Annotated in this window: 4 protein-coding genes and 1 pseudogene; 4 read left to right on the top strand and 1 reads right to left on the bottom strand. The window is 55.8% G+C overall.

Annotated features, from left to right (window positions below):
* From K290_RS0133080 to K290_RS0133060, 4 genes and pseudogenes are all read left to right on the top strand, one after another.
* Positions 1 to 194: ATP-binding protein (locus tag K290_RS0133080; RefSeq protein WP_028755386.1), on the top strand; the 194-nt coding region annotated here is incomplete at its 5' end.
* Positions 195 to 338: 144 nt separating this feature from the next.
* Positions 339 to 791, top strand: a pseudogene (locus tag K290_RS35725) (Phenylacetic acid catabolic protein); the annotation flags it as partial.
* A gap of 13 nt (positions 792 to 804) precedes the next feature.
* Complete coding sequence (gene paaZ / locus K290_RS0133065; protein WP_028755385.1) at positions 805 to 2862, top strand: phenylacetic acid degradation bifunctional protein PaaZ; 2058 nt, start codon at positions 805 to 807, stop codon at positions 2860 to 2862.
* Positions 2863 to 3034: 172 nt separating this feature from the next.
* A complete protein-coding gene (locus K290_RS0133060) occupies positions 3035 to 4318 on the top strand; it encodes a serine hydrolase domain-containing protein (RefSeq protein ID WP_081670488.1) in 1284 nt (427 codons plus the stop codon).
* A 268-nt stretch (positions 4319 to 4586) separates the two neighbouring features.
* Here the strand turns inward: K290_RS0133060 and K290_RS35720 are convergent.
* Positions 4587 to 4880: ISAs1 family transposase (locus tag K290_RS35720; RefSeq protein ID WP_037136894.1), on the bottom strand; the 294-nt coding region annotated here is incomplete at its 5' end.

Genomic DNA, 4880 nt, shown 5'->3' with positions numbered 1-4880 from the left:
ACCGCTATGAGCGGCGCTCGACGATCGTCACCAGTCAGGTGCCGCTGGATCGCTGGTGGGAAATTATTGCAAACCCCACACTCGCCGATGCCATATTGGACCGCCTCGTTCACAACGCCTATCGCATCGATCTCACCGGCGAAAGCATGCGAAAACAGCGTTCGCCAATAGCGTCCGAAACACTCCAAGCTTGACCTGAAACGAAACCCAACCCAACATCAACGGGACCCAGGATCAGTCCGAAAAATGGCCGGCTTCAAATCGGAACGGCGGCCGGAATGAAATCGGAATGACTGGCCGGCTTCAAATCGGAATCGATGGCCGGCTTCATCGGAATACGCATGGAGAGAGACACGGAGATCGGAGCTTCGCGTCAAGGCGACGATATGCGTCTTTCTGTTTTCCATTATCCTCTGCGTGGTTGGACAGACGCTGTTGTGATGAATGTCTTGATGGGCTTGGCGACGGTCATCCAGCTGGACGAACTTTCCCACGTTTCATACCAGCCGCTGGCAGAGGCTTTCCGGGCTATCCGATTGCGCGAACTGCGCCATCAGGAATTGGGCGTGCAAGGACTCAATCGGATCGTCGCTTCCAACGAGCAGCGCGATCTAATGAAAAGCTCAGTCGAATACTGGCGTCCTCGCATAGCTGCGAGCTTTGGGCACTCAGATTCCAAAAGGTTCGAGACGCAATCGCGCTTTGGTCTGCGTCACAAGCCGAACGAAACATTGCTAGCCGAATGGGTTGCTGCGACGGAGCAGCAGCTTGGCTCGCTTGGCCTGAATTGAAAGGGTAACAAGAATGAACATCAGTGTCAGGCAGCCGGGCCGCCTAGAAAGTTATGTCTGTGGCGGTTGGGTAGCAGGTTCGAAGGAAGGTAACGCTCTTCTCGACGCTTCGACCGGGACACCGGTTGCCTTCATAGATTCTACCGGTATCGATTTCACAGCCGTGCTGGCTTACGGTAGAGAAAAGGGTGGGTCCGCCCTCCGACGGCTGTCGTTCCATGAGCGTGCCTTGATGCTCAAAGCACTTGGCATGGCTCTGCTGGAGAGAAAGGACGAGTTTTACGCTCTCTCTACCGCAACCGGGGCGACCAAGGCCGATAGCTGGATCGATATTGAGGGCGGTATCGGCACATTGCTATCCTATGCGTCGAAAGGTCGACGCGAGCTTCCAAATACCCGCGTCCTCCTTGATGGAGACGTCGAAGGGTTGTCAAAAGACAATTCATTCTCGGCGCAGCACATCCTGACCCCGCTGCTTGGGGTGGCGGTTCACATCAACGCGTATAATTTCCCTTGCTGGGGAATGCTGGAGAAACTGGCCCCGACGCTCCTCGCCGGCGTTCCTGCCATTATTAAGCCAGCAAGCCAGACAGCCTATCTGACCGAACTCATGGTCCGCAGAATCATCGAGACAAGCATTCTTCCAAAAGGTTCGCTTCAGCTGATTTGCGGTTCAACAGGCGATCTGCTCGATCATGTTGATGGTCAGGACATCGTCACCTTCACCGGATCGGCCACGACCGGCCAGCGCCTGAAGACAGGCAAAGCGATAGTGGCCAATTCCGTTCGCTTTACCATGGAGGCTGACAGTCTCAATGCTGCGGTGCTTGGTCTGGATGCGGCGCCTGGTACCGACGAATTCGAACTCTTCGTCAAGGAAGTGGTGCGCGAGATGACCGTCAAAGCTGGACAGAAGTGCACAGCCATCCGCCGCGTCATTGCTCCACGCTCTTATACCGAAGCTCTGGTCGCCAGCCTTCGAGACCGGCTGGCGAAGACATCCGTTGGCAATCCGGCCGATGAAGGAGTCCGCATGGGGCCGCTGGCGAGCTTGGATCAGCGAGACGAAGTCCGTGCTCGTATTCGCGATTTGATGGCAGATGCTGAGATCGTTTCTGGCGACCCGGAAAACCCCGCGATTGTGAGTGGCGATGCCGCTGGTGGAGCATTCCTCAATCCCGTTCTTCTATATTGCGACAAACCTGCAGCGGCCGGGGCCGCTCACGACGTGGAAGCATTCGGCCCGGTTAGCACTGTCATGCCTTACGAAACAGCCGAAGAGGCCGTCTATCTCGCTCGTCGAGGCAAGGGGAGCCTTGTCTCGTCCGTCTTCACCAACGATTCCGGTTTCGTTCAAGAGGTGGTTCTGGGCCTCGCGCCCTATCACGGCCGTGTCGTGATCGGTAATCGTGTCAGCGCGAAATCATCCACCGGACATGGTTCGCCCTTGCCAGGACTGGTGCACGGTGGGCCAGGTCGGGCCGGAGGTGGGGAAGAGCTGGGCGGCATGCGCGGCGTCAAACACTACATGCAGCGTACAGCGGTCCAGGGGGCTCCCTCGATGCTGGCCGCAGTGACCGGGAAATGGTTGCCCGGAGCAGCGGCAAACAGTGACGGACCCCACCCGTTTCGCAAATCGCTTGCGGAATTGAATGTCGGCGACCAGCTCATCACAGCAAGCCGGACCGTCACGCTGGATGACATCGAGCACTTCGCAAACTTCACCGGTGATACCTTCTACGCTCACATGGATGAGGAAGCTGCCAAGGCAAACCCGTTCTTCGAAGGCCGGGTGGCGCACGGTTATCTCATTGTTTCTTTCGCTGCTGGCCTTTTTGTGGACCCGGATCCGGGACCGGTTCTGGCGAACTACGGTGTCGATAACCTTCGGTTCCTGAAGCCCGTGAACCCCGGAGACATGTTGAAGGTCCAGCTGACTTGTAAGGAGATAAATCCCCGCGCCAGCGCAGAGCACGGCGAGGTAAGGTGGGATTGTCTCGTAACGAACCAGAACGGTGAGCCGGTCGCGCAGTATGACGTTCTGACGATGGTTGCGAAGGTCGGGAAGTAGCAGCTTTGAAAGCAGGCCTGCGACAGAAGGGGCAAATCTATTCGGTGACGGGTGGTCCCGGTCTTTGACCCAAAGCCTTCGTTCATCCAGCTGCGATTATCGTAGTAACGTAATAGTTGTCCACGCTTGTTGTGCAACTAATGAAATTACCTGGGGTAGAGAGGATTTGAAGATGATCAAGTCACACGCATGTGATAAGCGGTCGGGGCTGGCACACATCCGGCTAGCATTGTGGGTAAAGGTTCGACGGGCCTCCGTTTTCGGTGCGGTGGCTAGCTCGCTAACTCTGGCGGTGCCGGCTGTGGCTGAGCCAGCAGTAGCTACATATCTGGCAAATGGCGAAGTTCCTGCTGCAGTGCAGGAGCTCCGGAGGCACATGCTGGATTCGGATATTAATGTGCTCACGTTCCGCAGCATGGACAAGATCTTCGAGACCAGGCTTGTCCCCCGCGCAGGTCCGGTGTGGCAACTTGACCGTGGTGAGACCCTCATTCTCCCTTCCTATGAGTTCAACGGGCGGACTTTCGCCAGCGAGCAATTCTTCGAGCGAACGTTCACCAATGCGCTACTGGTTATCCGCAACGGAAAAATTGTATCCGAGACGTACCGGAACAATACAGACGCGAGTACTCACTTCATTTCGTTTTCCATGGCAAAATCACTTACGTCTATCCTTGTCGGCATTGCCGTGGAGCAAGGCTCGATAGAATCGATCGAGGATTTCGCTGCGAAGTACGTCCCGGAGCTGAAATCGTCTGCCTATGATGGCGTGACGATCCGGCAGCTGCTCGAAATGCGATCCGGTGTAGACTATGAGGAGCGCTATGACTTTGGCGCTAATCCGAGCGCCGCCGCGCAGGTGTTCGAGAAGACTTTGGTGCAAAATCGGCAGCGATTTGTCGAAATGGCCCCACAATTAAAGCGAAAAAATGCACCAGGGACCGTCTTTAACTATTCGACAATGGACACAGCGATTCTCGGGTGGATTCTAGAACGCGCGACCAACAAGCCTTTAGCTGCGTTCATGAGTGAAACCCTCTGGCAGCCCGCGGGAATGGAATCGAATGGTTTTTGGATCGCCGACGGACCTCCGGGCGTCGGCCGTGAACTTAGTGGCATGGGCTATAACGCCGTCCTTCGCGATTTTGGCCGCATCGGCCAGATGATGCTTGATCAAGGAAAGGCAAATGGCCGACAGATCGTTCCCGCACAATGGGTGAAGCTATCAACGACCATGAAACCTTTTACGCCGGGCGCCACAACAGGTTACGGCTTCCAATGGTGGCACCGAGACTCGACCGGCGCGTACGTTGCCATCGGACTGCAAGGTCAGTACATTTATGTGCAGCCGGCGACGAAAACCGTCATCGTCAAGCTTAGCTACTTTCCTCCGAAAGATAATAGCGCAGTGAGCGAAGAAACATTGACCTATATGCAGCTTATTTCCAAACTCTAGTATTCATACATCGATCTGAGGCGGTCCATGCTGACGGTACCAATTGCGCTCAGAAAGCAAGAAGGACCGATCCGCTGCTGAAATATTGCCCACTAACACTGAAAGGATCGTGGATTGAACCTGTGTGAGTCCCGCCAAGCCAGTCATTCGAAGTGAAATGTTTATCTGCTTAAAATATAAGACGCCAACCTGAGGAAGGATTCCTCAAGTCCGCAGAGAGAAAGCTACTGATTTGCAAGCCGGGCGGCACCAGGGCACCGAATCCGGGTTAACGGGTGAGCGCTCCGAGGATTGTTTGTAGATATTCGGTATTCCATCCGGCGCGTTTTCTGCGGAGCTTGATGGATTTCTTGTCGGCGACGGCACGCACGAGATTGATGGCGAAGTGTCTGACGATGGCCATGTTGTGGGCACCATGGCCCTTGCGCAGTCGGGATTGGTCGTCGCGGAAGACGACGTCGAGCGTCCAGTGCAGCGCATTTTCGATGAGCCAGTGACCGCGGACGGCCTGGGCGGCGGTCTTTGCGTCGAGACTGGCCGAGGAGATGAAGTAGCGGGTATC

It is taken from the genome of Rhizobium leucaenae USDA 9039 (genome assembly GCF_000426285.1).
Classification (GTDB): domain Bacteria; phylum Pseudomonadota; class Alphaproteobacteria; order Rhizobiales; family Rhizobiaceae; genus Rhizobium; species Rhizobium leucaenae.
This window is presented reverse-complemented; position numbering and strand designations above follow the sequence as displayed.